The following is a 20,504-nucleotide window of genomic DNA, read 5'->3' on the forward strand; positions in this document are numbered from 1 at the left end:
ATCTCCACTCCGCCATACAAGGCAATTGTTTTTCAAAACACTTTCCTTTCTATTATACCCTGTTGCGGAGAATTTTGCAATAGTTTTTTCTTGTAAAATTATATACTTTTATCTCAGACCTCCACTTTCTCATCCGCACGAAATTCAGACTGCGGATTTCTTCTTTTTGCTTCCCTTTTAATTATAATTCGAGTTGACAATCATATTAAAATAAAGTATAATTAATACGTATAAGACTGTAACAACAGTGATTTTTAATGATCGGAGCTGTGAAAATGCGTTCAAAAGGTACTAAAACTATAGCCGAAAACAGAAAAGCACGTCACGAATATTTCGTCCTTGAGACATATGAAGCAGGTATCGAACTCGTCGGTACCGAAGTAAAGTCTATCCGTCAGGGCGGAGTTAACCTGAAGGACAGCTGGTGCTCCGTGGATAAAGGCGAACTCTTTATCAGAGGTATGCATATCTCTCCATACGAAAAAGGAAATATCTTTAACCGTGATCCAATGAGAGTAAGAAAGCTCCTCATGCATAAGCGTGAGATAAACAAGCTGTATGGTACTCTTAAACAGGACGGTCTCTCTCTTATCCCACTCAGCCTCTATTTCAAAGATTCAAGGGTAAAGGTACAGCTGGGACTCTGCAAAGGTAAAAAACTATACGATAAACGTGCGGATATGGCTAAACGTGACGCCAAACGTGAGATCGACCGAAATATCAAGATACGTAATCAATGAGGTCTGAGTATGGTTAGAGAAGCTGTCAGAACAGACCTTGAAGGATTGCTCACACTCTATATGCAACTCCACGACAATCCTTTTCCGGAACTGGATAAACGTGTTCTGAACGTGTGGGAAACTATTATGTCTGATGATTCACATCACGTTATCGTCGCAGAAGAAGACGGGAAAATAGTTTCATCATGTATATGTATTATTATCCCGAATCTCACACGAGGTCAGCGTCCCTACGCTTTAGTGGAAAATGTGATCACCGATAAAGATTACCGCAAAAGAGGGATAGCTACCGCCTGTCTGAATTTTGCAAAAGATATCGCAATGCGTGAAAACTGCACACGACTGATGCTCATGACAGGTTCAAAAGAGAGATCCACCCTTGATTTCTATGAGAGGGCAGGATATGATCCGAATGACAAAAAAGCCTTTGTTCAGTGGCTGATCGAAAGATAATCATCGTTAGCAAGCTATGACAGGATTTTGCCGTGATGACAATTTAATTCTTACTGTAAGGAGAAGACAAATAATGATATGGGATAAGGTATCAGGTTTTTATGACCGTTTTGAGTTGATAGTAAACGGTAAGGTGTACAGAGAGCTTGGTCTGCGTACCTCCGAGTACGTCAGTGAAAACGACGCAGTCCTCGAATGTGCATGCGGTACGGGAGCTATAACCCGTAAGGTAGCCCAGAAGTGCAGATGTATCGTCGCTACTGATTTCTCCCCTGCTATGCTGAGACGTGCAGAGAAAAACTGCCGCGGCCTTTCAAATGTTACCTTCAAACGTACAGACATAACCAATATAAAGGCACACGACGAAAGCTTTGATAAGGTCATAGCAGGCAACATCATACACCTTCTTGATGATCCATGCAAAGCTGTCAGCGAGCTTCTGAGAGTATGCAAAACAGGTGGAAAAGTCATCATACCTACCTATATCAACAATTCTGAAAACACCGATAAACTCCTTGTCGCTCTCCTTGAAAAAATAGGCGTAAGATTCACAAAGGAGTTTACTTTCGATTCATATAAACAGTTCTTCGCCGATATGTCACTGACAAATACCGAATTTTTCGTCATAGACGGACGTATGCCCTGTGCTGTCGCTGTTATTACCAAGTGAACTTACATTTCCCGACGATTTACACTATCTTTCATAGTTGACAAATCACTAAATAAGGTGTATAATATTATTCGGAACATTTCATTCCTCAACCATTATCCCTCATTATTATGGGGGCGTAAAGGTTTCGACGGGGGTTTTGAAGTGTGATAAGCGAGCGGAGTACGGCGTGATCTCCTTAATCCTCGCCACGTTTAAATATAAACGCAAGAAATAACATTACAGTTTCTAGAAATAGCGAACTGGTAGCTGCTTAAGTCAGCTTCTGTCCACCGGGAGAGTACCGCGGCTCTCGCTTGGGCATCGATGAGCGGTGAACGATCGTGGGAAGTGTCCGTGTCCCACGGTTGTATACGGACTACCTGATTCTTCAGCCCGTTTATCGGCGGTCGTCTCAGGGAATCATAATAGGTAAAATACGCTCGTAGAAAGTTGCATGAATGAGCTTTCGGACAGGGGTTCAATTCCCCTCGCCTCCACCATCTTAAAATGCGTATATGCAAATGTTACAAAAGGGAGAAAACCGTAGCTAAGCGGTTTTCTCCCTTTTAACCTTTCAAAAAGCGGACGTCCCCCTCCTAATATTTGTGCAATTTTACCTGCTGTTCAAAGCACTTGTTTTCGGCTTAAAATAGCCAAATTTTCGGTGACAGGGGTTCAATTAGGCTACCGCTACCATGCCTTCCCACACAGCTGCATCGATTGAGTTTTTGGCGCAGTTATAAAAATACTCACTTTCAGATGGTTACGACCTGAAAGATGCTCAAAATCAGGCAGTTCAAAAGTGCTGCAAATGGCTATATATAGCCTTTTGTAAACTTTCTGGCACGGATTCAACTGTGTTCGCCTCCACCAATCAAAAATGCGTAACCGGAAAGGTTGCAAAAATCCCTAAATACCATGTAATAACGGTATTTAGGGATTTTGTTTTATCTTGATGCCCTGAAAAAGTTCGTGGGTTAAACGTGCAAATGACCGTGACCTACCTTAAATGATACCTATTCTCAGAAGCACACTTTCTTTTGAAATTGATGGCGAAATGGCGGAGACGGGTTATGGTGTCGGCGAGGGGAATTGAACCCCTGTCCATAATAAAACGAATTAAACTTGTACTTCTGATTGACAAATCGTTTAAAAATGAGCCTTTTCCACTTGAATATTTAAGCAAAGTGTGATATAATAAATAAAATATGGTAATATAAGGGGATGGTTGGAATGACCGAAAAGCAACAAATAAAAGCTGCCAAGGAATTCTCAGCACGCTGGGAAGGCAAAGGCGATGAGAAGCAGGAAACACAGCTTTTCTGGATAGATTTACTACAGAACGTACTGGGAGTTGAGAATCCCACTTCGATTATACAGTTTGAAAAGCCTGTTGTGATAGAGAAGAACACAAAGTTCATAGACGGCTTTATCCCCTCAACAAAGGTGCTGATAGAGCAAAAGAGCATTGAAAAGAAGCTCGGCAAGACCGCTGTGCAGTCCGATGGTGAGAAGCTCACTCCCTACGGTCAGGCATTCCGCTACAATAACTATCTCCCCTATGAGGATCGTGCAAGGTGGATAATCGTCTCGAACTTCGAGCGTATCCTCATTTATAACATGAACAAGCCAAACGGTGAGCCTGACGAGATACTGCTGAAAGACCTGCCGAAGCAGTTCTACCAGTTACAGTTTATCGTTGAGCAAAAGTCGGAAATACTGAAAAAAGAGGAACAGATATCCATTGATGCAGGTGAACTTGTCGGAAAGCTGTACAATGCTCTCATAAAGCAGTACAAGAATCCAGACAGTCCCGAAACGCTGAAAAGTCTCAATATGCTTTGCGTAAGACTCGTTTTCTGCCTGTACGCTGAGGATTCGCAGATTTTCCCGAAGCATGAGATGTTCGGTCAGTACCTCAAACAATTTCCGGTAAAGGAAGTTCACAAGAAGCTCCGTGAGCTGTTCAAGGTGTTGGATATGACACAGGAGCAGCGTGACGAGTACGATCCGTATATGGACGATGAGCTTTCAGCATTCCCATACGTTAACGGTGGACTCTTCGCTGACGAAAAGATAGAAATTCCGCCATTTACCTCGGAGCGGTGTTTGAATCCACGCTGAACCCCGAAACAAGACGCAGCGGCGGTATGCACTATACCTCTATCGAGAATATTCACAAGGTCATTGATCCGCTGTTCCTCAGCGATCTCCGCAAGGAACTCGATACTTATATCGCTTACAAGGACGAGCGTACCCGTAAACAGCGTTTGAGCGAATTCCGCAGCAAACTTGCGTCGCTTGTGTTCTTTGATCCTGCCTGCGGAAGCGGAAATTTCCTCACGGAAACGTACCTCTCGATCCGTAAGCTTGAAAACGAGGCTCTGTTCGAGGAAAACCGTGGACAGGCAATGCTGGGACTTGATGATCTGATACAGGTAAGCATTAACCAGTTCTACGGAATTGAGATAAACGACTTCGCTGTGGCTGTTGCAAGGACAGCTCTTTGGATAGCTGAGCATAAAATGCTGCGTGAGACAGAAGATATTATGCAGGTGAATCTCGACTTCCTGCCGCTGAAATCCTATAAAGATCATATCATTGAGGGCAATGCTCTGCGTATTGACTGGGAGAGCGTTGTACCGAAGGAGAAGCTGTCTTATATTATGGGGAATCCGCCGTTTGTTGGTTATTCTCTGCAATCTAAAGAGCAGAAAGACGATATGCTTTCCATTTATGTTGACGAAAAAGGCAAGCCTTACAAAACCGCAGGTAAGATAGATTATGTTGCCGCATGGTATTTCAAGGCTTCACAGCTTATGGTGGACACAAATATCAGATCCGCTTTTGTTTCTACCAACAGTATCACGCAGGGTGAACAAGTTGCAGGTGTATGGAAACCGCTGTATGATCGTTTCAGTATCCATATCGACTTTGCACACCGCACATTCCGCTGGGACAGTGAAGCAAGTCTGAAAGCTCATGTTCATTGTGTTATCGTTGGTTATAGTATTGCGGATAATAAGGCGGATAGACATCTTTTTGATAATGGTACTGATAAGATCGTTAGTAATATAAATCCGTTTCTTGTGGAAGCGCCCAATGTATTTATTGAAAGTAAAGGTACACCTATATCAACTGTCCCTGAAATGATCTATGGAAATAAGCCGACAGATGGCGGATTCTTATTTCTAACACCTGAAGAAAGAGAAGAGGCGGTATCAAAAGAGCCTAAAATCGAAAAATATATAAAGCAAATATATGGCGCCACTGAATTTATCAACAATAAGCTGAGATTCTGTATATGGCTTGTAAATGCCTCTCCTTCTGATATTAGAAACTCTAAATTTTTGTCTGAACGAGTTGCAGGAGTAAAAGAATTCAGACTTAACAGTCCAAAAGAAGCTACAAGACGTAGTGCAGATACAGCAATGCTATTCCAAGAAGTAAGGCAACCTAACACAACATATATTCTTATTCCACGTCATTCATCCGAAACAAGACGGTACATTCCTTTTGGCTTTGTGTCGCCTGATATAATCGTTAATGACGCTGTCCAGATTATCCCAAATGCGAAACTTTATCATTTTGGTATCTTAATGTCAAATGTTCACATGGCATGGACAAGAGCTGTTTGCGGAAGAATCAAAAGCGACTACCGTTATTCAAAGGATATAGTCTACAACAACTTCCCGTGGTGTGCCCCTACACCAGAGCAGAAAGCTAAAATCGAGAAAACTGCACAAGCTATCCTCGACGCAAGAGCTCTCTACCCTGACAGTTCCCTCGCCGACCTCTACGACGAACTCACTATGCCGCCCGAACTTCGCAAGGCTCATCAGGCGAACGACCGTGCCGTCATGGAGGCTTACGGCTTCTGGGGCAAGCTCAACACCGAGAGCGAGTGCGTTGCCGAGCTGATGAAGATGTATCAGAGGCTCACGGAGGGGAAATAATGAGTGACAACAAAAGATATCACATTTCTTGCTTCGGAGGCATATATGATAACAAGTCTATAACAGAGAATGAGTTCCTAATTATAGAAGATAAATCCAAGAAAATCTCAAAATTGCTTAATGAAATTGACTATTATCCTTTGATCCTTATGAATTGTCAAGAATTCAATCGTTACTGTGAGACTACACTCCAGCAGGGTGACAACGACTTTATAAATATAAACAGACTGTTTTCCAATTTAGTTAATTCTTTCTATATGTGGATAAGTTATAATGAAAGGCATTATGCTACTGTCTTTAAGAAACTTAAATTCGGATTTTATGATACAGATTTTTGTTATAGATTCCTATATAACATAAGAACCTATACTGCTCATAACTCTCTTCCTATTAAGCTAATTACGACGGATGCATTAAAAGGTAAGGTAGACGTTTTGGCTAAAGTCTCTGACTTGACAGCAAAGGATAGTGGTATAAACGGAAAATTCAGAGACGAACTTCTTAAGATGAATGTCGAAAAGGTCAACATTTATGATGTTACAGCGGATTTTGTAACTGCTTTTAAAAAATGGCAGATAGATTTGTGGAATGCGATAAAACCGGATTTAAATAATGATATTATGGCTATTAATAGAATAATTCCATTATCTACGCCTTGGTTTGTAAATACATATATAGAATCATCAGATCATAAAGACTCAGTACCAATTGGTCACCAAATCAAATATTTAGCAGACAAATCTAAGTTACATAATTACAATTTCCTAAGTTGTTTATCGCAGAATGCTTAGGTAGCGATTAAGAAAACTGCGGAAACATAAGTATGGGAATACGCACCTTTGACGACACTCTGTTCTTGAAAGGATTATTATAGCTATCGGTTGAGATGAGATAGATGATCTCAGTAGGATCGCCCCGAAGATATCGAAGTAGGGATTCTTTACTCCTGATATACGATGCTTTGTAAAATTAAGAATCGAGGTAATATTATGGAAGAAAAATTAGCTTTTGTATTTGATACAAATTTTATTGTACAGAATCAAAACTTAAGTGAAGTAATAAAAAAATTAGACAAGAAATACATACCCTATGTTACGCAGGTATCAATTGAAGAACGAAAAGCGCAACAATGTGCAGTGAAGAAAACAGCCTATGAAAAAGCTCTAAAACTACGTAAAGAAATAAAATCGCTTCTCACACTAAAAAGCAATAATGATCTTGAAACGGAATTAATCAAGCGCAAAGAATTCATTCAGCATTGTTACGAATCATTATTTAATAATCATATAATAGGTTATGAAACATCATCGGAATTATTCGATAGAATATTAACAAGAGCATACAATAAAATACCTCCTTTTAACGATAACGATAAAGCAAGTGATAAGGGATTTAAAGATACCTTAATGTGGCTGTCTATAATTGAATTCTTTAAAAATAATGGTGAAGATGAAATAGTGTTTTTGACAAATGATAAATGTTTCACGGAAAAATCAGATGCATTAAATAAAGAATTTGAAGAATACACTAAGAAAAAGATAAAGATTATGGAAAACTCGATGTTCGGCACTCTTTTAGAAAATAGGAAATCGACAGAATCAACTCCGAAAAAGGAGATCCCTAATATAGAAAAAATAAGGGAACAATTACGAGATACACTTGATAGTATTTGTTGGACTACAGAGTATAATTATTATGGCGATGAAGAATACTATAGAGGTTTCTTAACAAGTATACAGTTCGATGAGATTTACATCAAATCAATAATGGATAACTTAGAGAATGTAATACAGGATCATATTTTTAGTGATAAGATTAAGGTATCTGTGTTTTTGGATAATGATAACCGAATCTATAACGATAGAAAAATAGATATAACTATCATCGAAAAGCTTAATAAGCTTTACAAAGAAACATCCTCGAATTTCCCTGAGCATCTTTCAGCACTCATAAAAACTGTAACTGAAAAGCTAAATGAAAACTATGAAGAAGTAGATATTATCACAGATACCGAAGTACCATTTTAATTTTAGTGGGAAGGAGTTAGAGTAATGACCGACGAAAAAAGAGTATGGGGAATACATACACTTGATGATAATCTGTTCTTGAAAGAAAATGTGATAGCTATTGGATGGAAAGAAATTGGCGACCTCAACAAGATTGCTCCCGATCGTGATGCTTTCAAGAAAAAATACGCCGACACATTTCCAAATGATAAAAAAATGAGAGTTGCCAATTGTGCAGGTATGCTTTATAGATTTGCTCATGAAGTTCAAATTGATGATTACGTTGTTTTTCCCTCTAAAATAAACAGAGAGATTTATATTGGTAAAGTAACAGGCGAGTATTATCATAATCCTGATTCAGAAAGATATGTACAACAACATACGGTAAAATGGCTCAAGCATTTCCCACGAACTTTTTTCTCACAAGGAGCTTTATATGAAATTGGCTCAGCATTATCTTTCTTTTCAGTAAAGAACTACGCTGATGAATTTCTTTCAGCTTTGGATAACAACTTTAACGGAATATCAGCTGCTGATAATATGGACGATGAAACAGTTGCCGCTACAGCAGATGAGATTATTGAGAATACCAAGGATTATATTCTTAAAGAACTTAGCCGAAATCTTAAAGGATATGATCTTGAAGAATTTGTTGCCGACCTTCTAAATGCAATGGGATATAGAACAAGTGTATCAGCTCATGGCGGCGATAGCGGTATAGATATCACTGCTTACAAAGATGAGTTGCCCCCAAGAATCCTTGTACAAGTGAAAAGCCAGGATAGTGATATAAAAGAGACTACTATACAATCCCTGAAAGGCGCAATGCGTGAAGGCGATTATGGCTTATTTGTTACATTATCCAACTACACCAAGAAGGCTCAGAAATATCTTGATAATACACCTATTATTCGTGGGATCAACGGCAAAGAACTTGTAGACCTCATATTGAAATATTATGATAGCCTTAGTGAAAAATATAAGAAGATGATACCGTTGAAGATGGTTTACATTCCTATTGCAAAAGAAGAACTATAAACGCCCTACACGGGCAGTGGCACTCCGTGCAGGCAGCTGCGCTGGGCTATGCCACCGTTCCTCCCTTGCGGTCGTCACAGTGTCAGCCCTAACGGGCGTTCAATTATTGGGAGTATTTATTTTTGTAGTGTTTTTTCTAATAATCTCACGACTATATATAATCTATTTTATTTATATATTATACATTACTATATATTTTTATTAACCTATATAAGATCAAGAATATATATATTACTCTTTCATTAAAAACTGATGGCGAAATGGCGAAAAACGATCAACACCCTATGAGAACTGATCTCATAGGGCGATTTTTGCATTGAACCGAATCAAATCCGTCCTCTAAATATGTATTATAGTCATGATAGGGTGTTTCCTACCTTATCAAATATATATTTGGAGGTAATTGAAATGGAAGAAAACGTAAGAGTTTGCGACATCTGCGGCTGCGAGATCAAAGTGGAGGACGGAACATGGGTAGACGATTGCCCTGAGCTGTGCTGATATCGACTCCTCTCTCTGCATACTTGTTGAGTACCTTGCATAACAGGCTACTCTTAGCGGTTTGTTATCCATTGTCTGCATTCCTTTCGCATTTTTGGACCGGTCATCATTATTTTATCAGCATGGTGTATGGAATGCAATTACTTTTGAAGAAGATTTGCGAAACTAACAAAGGTGCTTTTTTCTGATTCTGGAAAACCTACGAAAAGTTCATTGATAATTCTTTTACAAATATATTGCGTTTCTGAGGACGATGTGGTATAATAGCATTAGAATACTTTGACGATATAGGACAATAGTATATACAGAGGTGATACGCAATGCTGAATGTTTATTTCGGAGATATGCCTGATGCGATCTACAATACCAATATCTACTTTAATAACACATATAAGGACAGCTGGATCACCAAACCGCTGTCAAGAGAGATCATACAAGCCGTAGACCATTCTGAGGTCATTGATGAAAAGACCATTGCCAGTCCTGTTTTTGGAAATATGAGCCCTAAAAAACTGTCTGGTGGTGTGAAGACACTTCTGCTGATCGCCTATGACAAAACAAAGGTCTTCAACGCTTCCACCTGCGGTGATAACTGTGCAGAGTGGATACTGAGAATCGCAGATGATAAGAAAGTGATCATCAATCTGCGTCATCTGATGGATTTCGGCAAGGGCGAGTTTAAGATCAGAGTGCTTAATACCGGTAAGATCGTAAAGAATATGGGCGATCTCGTTGCAGAAGCCGGAGAATTTGTGTGAGGCAGCTATGACAGGAACACATCATGTTGAAGTAAAAAACAGAGACGCTGTTTTCAAGTTTGATCTGCATAGGAATATCACAATCGTCCGTGGAGACAGTGGGACCGGAAAGACAACTCTGTATGATATGATCGCAGACTATACCAGACTCCATGAAGCGAGCGGTGTCAATATATCCTGTGACAAGCCATGTGCTGCGCTGATAGACCTTGACTGGAAACATCAGCTTGTTGGCATCCATGACAGCATCGTGTTCATAGATGAAGGTGCAGAATTTCTGAAAACAAAAGAATTTGCACATACGATCAAAGCCACGGATAACTACTATGTGATCTTCAACAGAGAGAGCCTGCATGAACTTCCGTACAGCGTTGAAGAGATATATGAGATCAAAGCAAGCGGAAAGTATCACAGCTTTAAGAAGATATACAGATCAAACAGCAAGCACGTCTACTATAAGGAAAAGGCAGGCTCAAAACTGACATTTGACGCTTTGCTGACAGAGGATTCCAAATCGGGTTTTCAGTTTTATCAGCATTACTTTCGTGACAGCAGCATCGAGTGCTTCACATCTTCGTCCAACTCCGCTATATTCAAATGGCTTCTTGAACATGAAGACAAGAAGGTTTTTGTGATCGCAGATGGTGCTGCATTTGGTTCTGAAATTGACAGAATTCTGAAAATGCGTTCGGCTGCGAATATTCGACTTTGTTTGCCGGAATCATTTGAATGGCTGATCCTGAGATCAGGCTTGATCAAATCAGAGAACATGACAGAGATCCTTGATAACCCATCTTCATATATAGAATGCTCTGAATACTTCAGCTGGGAAAACTTCTTTGAGCATTATCTGATCGAAGTAACTGTTGATACACCGTTCCAATATGCGAAAAAAGAGATCAATCCCGTATACTTGAATGACAATAATGCCAGGAAGATCATTGTTGAGATTTACACAGAATAAACCGGTACCTGCCCTTTCGCTGTGACGACAAAGAAGCGCTTCTGACACCCCCCCAAAAACGCCGAAACACCGAGGTGTCGCACTTCGGAAATCTTAAAAATACGCATCTCCAGAGGGAGGTGCATCGCCTCCACCAATCAAAAATTCGTAACCGAAAAGGTTACAAGAATCCCGATATACTGTGATTAAACGGTATATCGGGATTCTTTTTTGATTTGATTTGCATGAAAAGTTTGCGGGTTCAACGTGCAAATGAACGTGACCTACCTAAAATGATACCTATTCTCAGGAGCACACTTTCTCTTGAAATTGATGGCGAAATGGTGGAGATGGGTTATGGTGTCGGCGAAGGGAATTGAACCCCTGCCCTTTGTTGGGATATCGGGCAGAGGCGTATATGATTACAGCATGAGAATGGAACGCTTTAAGGGCGCTTTTGCAGAGGATAACCGTTTAGTAAATGGTGACCGTGCAGACTATGGAGTGTGTTATAGATGTAGCTGTAATTAAACACAACGCCCCGAAGCACTTTAAATGCTTCGGGGCAAAACCTTTATACGGGTATCAGTACTGCAATCAACAGCCTTTTATTGTCAGTTACATTTACGAGAATAACATAATAAGGAACTGTGACACCAGTACGATAGAAATGAGAGCTACAGGGTAAGTTGCCGCATAAGCAGAAGCAACATTCTCTGTACCTGCTGTACTTATGAGAGTTCCGAGCGCAGGAGTTGAAGTCATACCTCCTGTGATAGATCCGAGGTTGTTGAGAAGACTCAGTTTCAGCACATACTTTGCGAAAATAAATCCGAGTATCATAGGTACTATTGTCATTACCATTCCGTATACGAAATATACAGCATCGAAATACTGTACGAACTTCGCTCCGCCTGAAACTCCTGCACCGATAAGGAAGAACATAAGTCCCAGCTCGCGGAACACCTTAAGTGTAGTATCCTTTGGAGTTACAGAAAGCTTTCCGAAGTGTCCGAAATGTCCGAAAATAAGGGACACAAGCAGACATCCGCCTGTAGTTGAGAGCGAGAAGTTACCGAACTTGAATGAACCTACGATTATTCCGATAACTGCTGCAAGTGCAAACGGCATTATACCGAAATCGTCCATTTCGATGAATGTGGATTTTCCCTTTGCCTTCTCGGACTTCTTTGCTGTTGCTCCGAGAAGCTCTCTTTCCTTCGGCATATCAGCTTTGAGCATTTTAGGTATGATCTGTACAAAGAGAACAACTCCGATAACGCCGAATATATAAGCTATAGCATAGCCTACAGATACGATGCTCTGTAAGTGGTCATTAGCTACAGCGTCCTTAGCTGCGGAGAATCCGGGGGTACTTGTAAGGGCTCCTGAGAGGATTCCTGTGAGCATTGCAGTAAACTCCTCTGTAGTGAGGTCTGTGAAGTTTCTTCCAACAAGGATACATCCCGCACAGGTAATTCCGCCGCTGAGAATGATTATCACTGCAAGAAGCACGTATGATTTAAAATTCTTCTTGAAGTTGCCGAAGAAATTCGGACCTGCAATAAATCCGACCGCCGTAACAAAGAGGATAAGTCCGAGGTTATCGACTATCTTCAGAGCATTTCCTACGAAATCAGTATTTATCTCGTCAGAGAGCTGCTTGTAGAAAAGACATCCGTAAAGAAGTGCAACGATGAATACACCTGCTGTACCGAGAGATACGCCTTTAATGGTTATACGTCCAAGAATATAGCCCAGTGCAGCTATGGCGATAACAGATATCATAAGAAAAGATACACCATGAACAGATAGTATCCCATTAAAAAAATCCATTTATAATCACTTAACTTTCTTTTAATTTTTACACAGCTTCGGGACGCAAATTGCGTCCCGATATTTATTATGCTTATTTTGTCTTTCTTGCATAGTGCGGAAGGAGCATTGGTGAAACTGTCTCTGTTGCTGCTCCAGTAGCTTCAAGCTCCTTGTTGAAGGAGTTGATGTGCTCCAGTGTGAGCTTTGAAGGAACTGCTGTTTCCTTTGCCTTTGCTGCCGCATATATGCCTGCATTTCTGCCGAATACTATAACGTCAAGAAGTGAATTGCCCATAAGTCTGTTGCGTCCGTGGATACCGCCGGCAACTTCTCCTGCTGCATAGAGGTTCTCTACATCGGTAGCACACTCGTCAGTAATATTGAGACCGCCATTCTGGTAGTGAAGTGTAGGATAAACAAGGATAGGCTCCTTGCGGATATCTATGCCGTACTTGCCGAACATTCTGAGCATTGCAGGGATCCTCTTTTCGATAGTTCCCTCGCCGTGCTTAAGTTCTATCATTGGAGTATCGAGCCATACTGCCTTGCCGAGGTTAGTCTCGATGCCCTTATCCCTTGCTGTACACTCACGGATAATAGAAGCTGCTGTAACATCACGAGTCTCGAGAGGATGCATGAATACATCACCGTCGATATTGACCAGCTTAGCACCGAGAGAACGTACCTTCTCTGTAACGAGAGCACCGAATATCTGCTCAGGATAGCCTGTACCTGTCGGGTGATACTGAAGAGTATCTGCGTAAAGAAGGCTTGCGCCGACTCTGTATCCGAGAATAAGTCCGTCAGCAGTTGCACCGTAGTGGTTGGATGTAGGGAAGCCCTGATAGTGAAGACGTCCTGCACCGCCTGTAGCAATGATAACAACCTTTGCTCTTGCTACGAGAAGCTCCTTTGTTTCCATGTTCATAAGTACAGCACCTGCTGCCTTGCCGTTTTCGTCAAGGATTATCTCGATAGCTGCGGTGAAGTCGATAACAGGGATACCTCTGTTTATTACCTCATCACGGAGAGTTCTCATGATCTCTGCACCTGAGTAGTCCTTTGCAGCGTGCATACGCTTGCGTGAAGTACCGCCGCCGTGAGTAGTTACCATTGTGCCGTCAGGTTCCTTATCGAACTCTACACCAAGCTTGTTGAGCCACTGTATAGCTTCGGGAGCCTTTGTAACGAGCTTCTTTACAAGCTCAGGCTTTGCTGCGAAGTGTCCGCCGCCGAATGCATCGATAAAGTGGATAGCAGGAGAATCATTCGGCTTGTCAGCTGCCTGTATTCCGCCCTCTGCCATCATTGTGTTTGCATCGCCGATACGGAGCTTTGTAACGATCATTGCCTTTACTCCTGCCTCGTCAGCCTCTATTGCAGCCGATGCACCTGCACCGCCTCCGCCGATGATGAGAACATCAGTATCATAATCAGGAGCAGAAAGGTCAACATCGGAAGGAGCGATACGGCTCTTGCCCTGAAGCAGATCAGCAAGCTGTGTAGGCACCTTTGAACCCTTGTTAACGCCTGCTGAGAGTATCGAGAACTCCCCTTCCTTATAATCGGGATGGAACTTTGCAAGAAGCTCGTCCTTCTCCTCGGCAGTCATTCTTCTCGGCTCCATGGGAGTATTCTCTGCTCTCTTGGCAGCTACGACCTTTGCAAGTTCATTGAGTCTGTCTATCTTATACATACTTTGCTCCCCCTTACTTCTCGATCTCGCGGTTGTTGTACATGTCCTTAAGCTCTTCAACGTTTGTTACTGCCTTGGACATGAGCTCAGCCATTTTCTCATCGAAAATGCCCTCGTTTATCTCGTTTACGCGGTCATTGAGATGTCCGCATTCGGGAGCGATATACTTACCGTTAAGACGTCTTGCAAGCATTGCTACCTGTGGATGTGAGATGCCTGCAGGACAGCGTGATGAACATACTCCGCACATTACGCAGTCGAAGCTCTCCTCTGCACACTTCTCGTATTCACCTCTCTGAGCGTATGCGATATACTGCATAACGTTCAGTTCCTGTGTGCAGGCTTTTGTACATGCATTGCATCCGATACAGCTGTATATCTCGGGGTAAAGCTGCATCATTATCTGCTGATCCGGCTTTATCTCCTCGATGTTGTAAACTCTCTTTTCAAGCGGGAAGAAAGGCAGTGTTGCAACATACATGCCCTCCTGTACTTCTGTCTGACAGGCAAGACATCCGTGAAGCTCTATCTCGCCCTTTATTCTGTATATAGTGGCACATGCGCCGCAGAAACCGTTACGGCATCCGCATCCGCGGACAAGCTCATAGCCTGCATATTCCATTGCTGTCATTATTGTAAGTCCTGCAGGCACTTCATACTTCTTGCCGAACAGGTATACATTTAACATATTTTCCATGCGAATTCTCCTCCTTAATATTCATCAGGCAGCTCGTCAAGCTGGTCGAAACGGAAAACGGGACCGTCCTTGCATACATACTTATTGCCGATATTGCATCTTCCGCACTTTCCTACAGCACACTTCATACGAAGCTCCATAGTAGTATATACCTGAGTCTCTGTGAAGCCAAGCTCCTTAAGACCTGCAAGGGTGAACTTGATCATGATAGGCGGTCCGCAGACAAGAACTGTCTTGTTGGTGGAAGGATTGAGCTCTTTGACGTAATTAGGAACAAATCCAACATGTCCGTCCCATCCCTCCTGCGGGTTATCGATGGTGAGGTTAACCTCTACGCCATCGTCATTCATCCACTCATCGAGTATCTCCTGATAATCGACGAGGTCGTCCTTGGAACGTGAACCGTATACTATCTGGATATCGCCGTAGTTCTCACGCTTGTCGCGAACGTAGTTTATAACAGAACGGAGCGGTGCAAGACCGATACCGCCTGCGATAAAGAGAAGATCCTTGCCTTTGAGTTCTGTTTCAACAGGGAAGTGGTTTCCGTATGGTCCGCGGATAGTTATCTGCTGTCCTACCTCCATAGCGTGGAGCCATGTTGTAAGGCATCCGCATTTCTTTATGCTGAACTCCATAAACTCCTTGTTAGTAGGAGATGAAGTTATTGAGAACATTCCCTCGCCTACTCCCGGTACAGAAAGCATAGCACACTGACCGGGCATATGCTCGAAGACCTTTCCGCCTTCAGGTGAAACAACTCTGAAAGTCTTTACATCGGGAGTATCCTGTCTGATGTCGGTAACTACTCCCACGTAAGGTATCAATGTATCGTTATTCATCACTTTACCTCCAATGCTTTCATTACCTTGACTATATTCATGGATATAGGACACTTGGAAAGACATCTTCCGCATCCTACACAGCCGAATTCTCCCTCGTTGTTTGCAGGGAAGTATACAAGCTTATGCATGAATCTCTGACGGAAACGCTCCAGCTGAGTTAGACGCGGATTTCCGTGAGCCATTTTGGTAAAGTCTGAATACATACAGGAATCCCAGCAGCGGAAACGCTTTATGCCGTGACCTGTATTGAAATCCTTGATATCATAGCACTGACATGTAGGGCATACAAAGGTACATGTACCGCATCCGAGACAAGCCTCGGAAAGCTCTCCCCACTTATCAGAGTTGAAGTGCTCTTTAAGTCTGGCGCCGCCGAATGAATCGGTGGAGAGGTTAGCAAGAGGGAGCTTTTCAAGTATGCTCTTTGTCTTTGCCTGAACCTCGTCAAGCTTAGCTGTATCGCCTTCCTCAAGCATAGAGGAAATTGAATCGATGAAAGCCTGACCTTTTTCAGTGTTTGCCTTGAAGAAGATATTCTCTCCGTCACTGAAGCATGCTGCATCACCTTCGGGAGCAGTAGCATCTATGCCGAAAACTCCGCAGAAGCATGTCTCGGATGGACGTGTACAAGCCATAGTAACAACTGTACCGTGGTCACGTCTTGTCTTGTAGTATGAATCCACAGGATCAACAAGGAAAACCTTGTCGAGTATAGTAAAGCTTCTTGCATCGCAGGCTTTAACGCCGAATATAACGAAGTCCTCTGACTCCTTGCGTATATCGATGACCTCGATATTCTTGCCCTCCATTTTGAAGTCCACAAGATTCTCGGTCTGAGGGAAGAAGAAATCCTTTGCACTGCGTACTGTATTGAGAGCACCGCTCATTTCACAGCCGTTTTCCCACTTTCTGTATTCAGCCGCACCGTCCTCACGGTCAACGGGGATATACAGTGTCTGCTTTTCTGCGATCGCAGCAAAAAGCTCATTCAGTCTGTTCTTAGCTATTTTAAGCATCACTCAACACCCCTTTCATGTACGATCGAAGGCTCACAATCTTCTGTATCATAAGTGTTAAGAGGTGCTCTTGAAGTTGTATCAGCACCTGCCTGATATTCACCGTAAAGAGCATTGATGTCCTTGATGAACTTTCTGTTGAGAAGGTGTAGCGGTATGTTCTGAGGGCAGACTCTTGAACACTCGCCGCAATCTGTACATCTTCCTGCAACGTGGAATGCCCTGATAATATGGAACATGTTCTCCTCGAAGCTGTCTGATGCAGCCTTGTTCTCTACACCTGAATTCGGGTTATCGAATACGCACTTTTCGCAAGTGCAGGCAGGACAGACATTACGGCAGGCATTGCAGCGTATGCACTTTGAGAGCTGCTCTCTCCAGAATTCAAATCTCTCCTGAGCTGTCATGTTCTCCAGCTTCTCGACCATATCGAAGCGGTTTGAATCGAGTACATCTCCGTCCTCGCCGATAAGCTCATCGTAGATAACATGCTTCTTGCTCTTGCAGTCTGCACACTTTCCGCAAATCGCCTCATAGAAAGGCATAGTCTCCTCGCCGTAGAGTGTATCTATCTTAAGTGTGAAATTCTCGTTCTTAACACCAAGAACACCTGTTATTCCCTTTGCCTTTATCTTCTCGATATCAAGCTTAGGACCGCCCGGAACGCCGATGATATAAACGTTCTCACGGACTACTCTGTGCTCCTTGATGAGCTGATTGAAGCTGTATGTATCACAAGGCTTGAGGAACGCAAGTATCTTGCCCTCCTTCTTACTCTCTTTTACGAGATACTTTGATACATTTGCAGATGTGAAATCATCAAATACGAAATCAGCATCGATCTCTTCGGCAGTCTCGAAAACGGCAGGTGTTATATCGTAGAAGAATTCACCCTTCTTCCAGCCGATAACACGATTTACCGTACCGTCTGCCAGAAGCTCCTTTGCTCTTTTTATCATTGCTTCCTGCATCGTAAGTCCTCCAATCTGCGGTTAGGTCCAAGCTTTCTTACATCCTCGGTGAACTGCTGCATAGTCGCTGCGAACTTCGCACCCTCAGCGGCAGATACCCATTCGAGTCTCGTTCTGTTTCTCTCGATGCCGAGGAAATCAAGCATACTGTAAAGGAGCGTTATCCTGCGTCGTGTGAAGTAGTTGCCCGAAGTGTAGTGGCAGTCACCTGGGTGGCATCCGCATATTATAACTCCGTCTGCGCCCTTCTGGAATGCACGGAGTATGAACATCGGGTTTACTCTGCATGAACAGGGAACTCTGATGATCTTTACATTAGTCGGGTAATTAAGTCTGTTAGTGCCTGAAAGGTCAGCGCCTGCATATGAACACCAGTTACAGCAGAAAGCCACGATAACAGGCTCGAAATTATTATTTACTTGCATATTGCGTCTACCTCCGCCATAATCTGACTGTTCGAGAATCCGTTAAGGTCCATAGCGCCTGAAGGACAAGCAACTGTACAAGCTCCGCATCCCTGACATACAGCAGGATTGACGCTTGCAACTCTGCGTATTGCAGTAGTTCTGTCAGGCATCCTGAATTCCTTGTCGATATATGTGATAGCACCGTATGGGCAGACCTTTTCACATGATGAACAGCCGTTGCACATGAGTTCGTCCGAATGAGCAACACATGGATTGCAGGTTATGCTGTTCTTGCAGAGAAGTCCGATAGCCTTTGCAGCAGCAGCACTTCCCTGTGCAACTGTTTCAGGGATATCCTTTGGTCCCTGACATGCACCTGAGAGGAATATACCTGCTGTAGCACTCTCTACAGGACGGAGCTTCGGGTGTGCCTCGGTGAAGAAGTCGTTTGTATCCATCTGTGTTGTGAGCATCGTAGCAAGCGGACGTGCAGTCTTGTCCGGCTCGATAGCAGCAGCAAGAACTACAAGGTCAGCATCAATATGGAGCTGCTCGTTTGAGAGAAGGTCACTCGCCTGAACATCTATCTTTCCGTCACTCTTAGGAGTTACCTTTCCTACCATGCCCTTTATGTAGTGAACATTGTACTGTTCAACTGCACGGCGGTAGAATTCATCAAAGTTCTTACCGGGAGTACGAACGTCGATATAGAATACATAGACCTCTGTATCGGGATATTTCTCACGGATGAGCATCGCATGCTTAGCTGTGTACATACAGCATATCTTCGAGCAGTAAGGCTTACCCTTGCTGTCATCGCATCTTGAACCGACACACTGAACGAATACGATCTTGTGCGGATGAGTCTTGTCGGAAGGACGAAGAAGTGTACCGCCGTTAGGTCCTGCGGCATTCATAAGTCTTTCAAGTTCAAGTGATGTAACTACATCGGCACACTGATTGTATGCGAATTCGTCATACTTATCAAGCTTTATAGGATTGAAGCCTGTTGCTACTACGATAGCACCGTACTTCTCCTCAATGAACTGATCCTGCTGCTTGTAATCGATAGCTCCAACTGAGCATACCTTTGAGCAGACTCCGCACTTGCCTGTCTTAAGCATCATGCAGTGGTTCGGATCGATAGTTGCTACCTTTGGTACAGCCTGAGCGAACGGGATGTAGATAGCTGTTCTGTTATCAAGTCCCATATTGAACTCGTTGGGGACTTTCTTCATAGGACATTTCTCGGTACAGAGTCCGCAGCCTGTACACTTTGTCTCGTCAACGAAACGAGCTTTTTTCTTTATTGTAACGGTGAAATTACCTACGAAGCCCTTTACGTCCGAAACTTCGCTGAATGAGTGGATATGTATCTTCTCATTCTGTGAACATTCAACCATTTTAGGTGTAAGGATACAAGCGGCACAGTCGAGTGTCGGGAAGGTCTTATCGATCTGAGCCATTTTACCGCCGATAGTAGGCTCTTTCTCTACGATATCAACATCGAAGCCTGCCTCAGCTATATCAAGTGCAGTCTGTATACCTGCTATGCCTCCGCCGATAACAAGCGCTCTCTTTACCACAGGACTCTCACCTGCTGTGAGCGGTGCGTTGAGGTGCACCTTCGCAACAGCAGCCTTACCAAGAATTATTGCCTTCTCTGTAGCTGTTGCTATCTCTTTGTGTATCCATGAGCACTGCTCGCGTATATTTGCTATCTCAACAAGATACGGGTTGAGACCTACTGAAGCAGCAGCCTTACGGAATGTATTCTCGTGCATACGAGGTGAACATGAACAGATAACTATTCCTGTAAGATTATGCTCTTTTATAGCATCCTTGACAAGGTTCTGTCCTGATTCGGAACACATATACTGGTAATCCTGAGAGATAACTACTCCCGGTTCGTGACCAAGAGCCTCTGCAACAGCTTTAACGTCCACGGTTGCGGCGATATTAGTACCGCAATGACAGACAAATACTCCTATTCTCTGCATCGTATCT

18 protein-coding genes and 1 other RNA gene are annotated in these 20,504 nt (G+C 42.8%); 11 read left to right on the forward strand and 8 right to left on the reverse strand.

Annotated elements, in window-relative coordinates:
* Nucleotides 1–275: 275 nt before the first annotated feature.
* The 11 genes from smpB to BT127_RS03215 all read left to right on the forward strand — a co-directional run bounded on the left by smpB (nt 276) and on the right by BT127_RS03215 (nt 11,068).
* Nucleotides 276–740 (forward strand): SsrA-binding protein SmpB, encoded by a 465-nt coding sequence (smpB, locus tag BT127_RS03170; protein ID WP_075423589.1) that lies wholly within the window; start codon nt 276–278, stop codon nt 738–740.
* 9 nt (nt 741–749) lie between these two features.
* Nucleotides 750–1,193 (forward strand): GNAT family N-acetyltransferase, encoded by a 444-nt coding sequence (locus BT127_RS03175; RefSeq protein WP_075423590.1) that lies wholly within the window; start codon nt 750–752, stop codon nt 1,191–1,193.
* A gap of 73 nt (nt 1,194–1,266) precedes the next feature.
* Nucleotides 1,267–1,863 (forward strand): class I SAM-dependent methyltransferase, encoded by a 597-nt coding sequence (locus BT127_RS03180; protein ID WP_075423591.1) that lies wholly within the window; start codon nt 1,267–1,269, stop codon nt 1,861–1,863.
* Between the two features lie 112 nt (nt 1,864–1,975).
* Nucleotides 1,976–2,345, forward strand: a transfer-messenger RNA (tmRNA) gene (gene ssrA, locus BT127_RS03185).
* A gap of 733 nt (nt 2,346–3,078) precedes the next feature.
* Entirely contained in the window at nt 3,079–3,969 is an 891-nt protein-coding gene (locus tag BT127_RS17125; RefSeq protein WP_350339271.1) for a type IIL restriction-modification enzyme MmeI, read from the forward strand.
* Nucleotides 3,951–5,801 (forward strand): class I SAM-dependent DNA methyltransferase, encoded by a 1,851-nt coding sequence (locus BT127_RS03190; RefSeq protein ID WP_350339272.1) that lies wholly within the window; start codon nt 3,951–3,953, stop codon nt 5,799–5,801. Before BT127_RS17125 ends, BT127_RS03190 begins: the two co-directional genes overlap by 19 nt.
* Nucleotides 5,801–6,592 (forward strand): hypothetical protein, encoded by a 792-nt coding sequence (locus BT127_RS03195; RefSeq protein ID WP_075423592.1) that lies wholly within the window; start codon nt 5,801–5,803, stop codon nt 6,590–6,592. The genes BT127_RS03190 and BT127_RS03195 overlap by 1 nt, the downstream gene beginning before the upstream one ends.
* 198 nt (nt 6,593–6,790) lie before the next feature.
* Complete coding sequence (locus tag BT127_RS03200) at nt 6,791–7,828, forward strand: PIN domain-containing protein (protein ID WP_075423593.1); 1,038 nt, start codon at nt 6,791–6,793, stop codon at nt 7,826–7,828.
* A 24-nt stretch (nt 7,829–7,852) separates the two neighbouring features.
* Entirely contained in the window at nt 7,853–8,845 is a 993-nt protein-coding gene (locus BT127_RS03205; RefSeq protein ID WP_075423594.1) for a restriction endonuclease, read from the forward strand.
* 821 nt (nt 8,846–9,666) lie between these two features.
* Nucleotides 9,667–10,104 (forward strand): DUF4869 domain-containing protein, encoded by a 438-nt coding sequence (locus BT127_RS03210; protein ID WP_075423595.1) that lies wholly within the window; start codon nt 9,667–9,669, stop codon nt 10,102–10,104.
* Nucleotides 10,105–10,111: 7 nt separating this feature from the next.
* A complete protein-coding gene (locus BT127_RS03215) occupies nt 10,112–11,068 on the forward strand; it encodes a hypothetical protein (RefSeq protein WP_075423803.1) in 957 nt (318 codons plus the stop codon).
* Between the two features lie 603 nt (nt 11,069–11,671).
* On the opposite strand, the gene BT127_RS03220 is transcribed toward BT127_RS03215, so the two are convergent.
* From BT127_RS03220 to BT127_RS03255, 8 genes are all read right to left on the reverse strand, one after another.
* Entirely contained in the window at nt 11,672–12,883 is a 1,212-nt protein-coding gene (locus tag BT127_RS03220) for an aspartate-alanine antiporter-like transporter (protein WP_075423596.1), read from the reverse strand.
* Between the two features lie 73 nt (nt 12,884–12,956).
* Nucleotides 12,957–14,561: an FAD-dependent oxidoreductase gene (locus tag BT127_RS03225; protein WP_075423597.1), complete on the reverse strand. Its 1,605-nt coding sequence runs from the start codon at nt 14,559–14,561 to the stop codon at nt 12,957–12,959.
* A 13-nt stretch (nt 14,562–14,574) separates the two neighbouring features.
* Complete coding sequence (locus BT127_RS03230; RefSeq protein WP_075423598.1) at nt 14,575–15,258, reverse strand: 4Fe-4S dicluster domain-containing protein; 684 nt, start codon at nt 15,256–15,258, stop codon at nt 14,575–14,577.
* 14 nt (nt 15,259–15,272) lie between these two features.
* The gene (locus tag BT127_RS03235; RefSeq protein WP_075423599.1) at nt 15,273–16,100 is read right to left on the reverse strand and encodes an FAD/NAD(P)-binding protein; all 828 of its coding nucleotides are present in this window, start codon (nt 16,098–16,100) and stop codon (nt 15,273–15,275) included.
* Nucleotides 16,100–17,119, reverse strand: coding sequence for a 4Fe-4S dicluster domain-containing protein (locus BT127_RS03240; RefSeq protein ID WP_075423600.1), 1,020 nt, complete (start codon nt 17,117–17,119; stop codon nt 16,100–16,102). The genes BT127_RS03235 and BT127_RS03240 overlap by 1 nt, the downstream gene beginning before the upstream one ends.
* Complete coding sequence (locus tag BT127_RS03245) at nt 17,119–18,090, reverse strand: 4Fe-4S dicluster domain-containing protein (RefSeq protein ID WP_075423601.1); 972 nt, start codon at nt 18,088–18,090, stop codon at nt 17,119–17,121. Before BT127_RS03245 ends, BT127_RS03240 begins: the two co-directional genes overlap by 1 nt.
* Nucleotides 18,075–18,515 (reverse strand): hydrogenase iron-sulfur subunit, encoded by a 441-nt coding sequence (locus BT127_RS03250; RefSeq protein ID WP_075423602.1) that lies wholly within the window; start codon nt 18,513–18,515, stop codon nt 18,075–18,077. Before BT127_RS03250 ends, BT127_RS03245 begins: the two co-directional genes overlap by 16 nt.
* The gene (locus BT127_RS03255; protein WP_075423603.1) at nt 18,506–20,497 is read right to left on the reverse strand and encodes a CoB--CoM heterodisulfide reductase iron-sulfur subunit A family protein; all 1,992 of its coding nucleotides are present in this window, start codon (nt 20,495–20,497) and stop codon (nt 18,506–18,508) included. Before BT127_RS03255 ends, BT127_RS03250 begins: the two co-directional genes overlap by 10 nt.
* Nucleotides 20,498–20,504 lie beyond the last annotated feature (7 nt).

The sequence above is a fragment of the Ruminococcus sp. XPD3002 genome, from assembly GCA_900119535.1.
In the GTDB taxonomy this organism is placed as follows: domain Bacteria; phylum Bacillota; class Clostridia; order Oscillospirales; family Ruminococcaceae; genus Ruminococcus; species Ruminococcus flavefaciens_H.

Excerpts from the sequence above, each read along its gene's own strand:
- BT127_RS03210 (WP_075423595.1), top strand. The coding sequence starts at position 9,667 with ATGCTGAATGTTTATTTCGGAGATATGCCTGATGCGATCTACAATACC.
- BT127_RS03240 (WP_075423600.1), bottom strand. The coding sequence starts at position 17,119 with ATGCTTAAAATAGCTAAGAACAGACTGAATGAGCTTTTTGCTGCGATC.
- smpB (WP_075423589.1), top strand. The coding sequence starts at position 276 with ATGCGTTCAAAAGGTACTAAAACTATAGCCGAAAACAGAAAAGCACGT.
- BT127_RS03220 (WP_075423596.1), bottom strand. The coding sequence starts at position 12,883 with ATGGATTTTTTTAATGGGATACTATCTGTTCATGGTGTATCTTTTCTT.
- BT127_RS03205 (WP_075423594.1), top strand. The coding sequence starts at position 7,853 with ATGACCGACGAAAAAAGAGTATGGGGAATACATACACTTGATGATAAT.
- BT127_RS03230 (WP_075423598.1), bottom strand. The coding sequence starts at position 15,258 with ATGGAAAATATGTTAAATGTATACCTGTTCGGCAAGAAGTATGAAGTG.
- BT127_RS03250 (WP_075423602.1), bottom strand. The coding sequence starts at position 18,515 with ATGCAAGTAAATAATAATTTCGAGCCTGTTATCGTGGCTTTCTGCTGT.
- BT127_RS03195 (WP_075423592.1), top strand. The coding sequence starts at position 5,801 with ATGAGTGACAACAAAAGATATCACATTTCTTGCTTCGGAGGCATATAT.
- BT127_RS03245 (WP_075423601.1), bottom strand. The coding sequence starts at position 18,090 with ATGCAGGAAGCAATGATAAAAAGAGCAAAGGAGCTTCTGGCAGACGGT.
- BT127_RS03215 (WP_075423803.1), top strand. The coding sequence starts at position 10,112 with ATGACAGGAACACATCATGTTGAAGTAAAAAACAGAGACGCTGTTTTC.
- BT127_RS03175 (WP_075423590.1), top strand. The coding sequence starts at position 750 with ATGGTTAGAGAAGCTGTCAGAACAGACCTTGAAGGATTGCTCACACTC.
- BT127_RS03200 (WP_075423593.1), top strand. The coding sequence starts at position 6,791 with ATGGAAGAAAAATTAGCTTTTGTATTTGATACAAATTTTATTGTACAG.
- BT127_RS03180 (WP_075423591.1), top strand. The coding sequence starts at position 1,267 with ATGATATGGGATAAGGTATCAGGTTTTTATGACCGTTTTGAGTTGATA.
- BT127_RS03255 (WP_075423603.1), bottom strand. The coding sequence starts at position 20,497 with ATGCAGAGAATAGGAGTATTTGTCTGTCATTGCGGTACTAATATCGCC.
- BT127_RS03235 (WP_075423599.1), bottom strand. The coding sequence starts at position 16,100 with ATGAATAACGATACATTGATACCTTACGTGGGAGTAGTTACCGACATC.
- BT127_RS17125 (WP_350339271.1), top strand. The coding sequence starts at position 3,079 with ATGACCGAAAAGCAACAAATAAAAGCTGCCAAGGAATTCTCAGCACGC.
- BT127_RS03225 (WP_075423597.1), bottom strand. The coding sequence starts at position 14,561 with ATGTATAAGATAGACAGACTCAATGAACTTGCAAAGGTCGTAGCTGCC.